The organism is Exiguobacterium sp. KJ 601 (assembly GCF_027161185.1).
Lineage (GTDB): Bacteria > Bacillota > Bacilli > Exiguobacteriales > Exiguobacteriaceae > Exiguobacterium > Exiguobacterium profundum.
In genome coordinates this window covers 46265-46506 of the sequence record NZ_JADHZG010000006.1, presented here as the reverse complement: position 1 = coordinate 46506, position 242 = coordinate 46265, and the positions used below count along the sequence as shown (strand labels likewise).

The window sequence follows — 242 nt, the reverse complement described above, 5'->3', positions numbered from 1 at the left end:
TTTAGCCCCTAATGATACAGCTTCTTCCGGACGAATTGAACCATCTGTCCACACGTCTAACAAAAGCTTATCGAAGCTAGCGTCTTGACCGACACGTGTTTTATCTACTTCGTAGTTCACGCGTTGAATCGGTGTATAGATCGAATCGATTGGAATGACCCCAATCGGCATATCATCACGTTTGTTATCTTCTGCCTGGACGTAACCACGACCACGGCGAGCAGTCAAACGCATGCGAAGCG

1 pseudogene is annotated in these 242 nt (G+C 47.5%); it reads right to left on the bottom strand.

The window, feature by feature from the left end:
• Positions 1–242: pseudogene (locus IRJ25_RS14505) on the bottom strand (DNA-directed RNA polymerase subunit alpha); the annotation flags it as partial.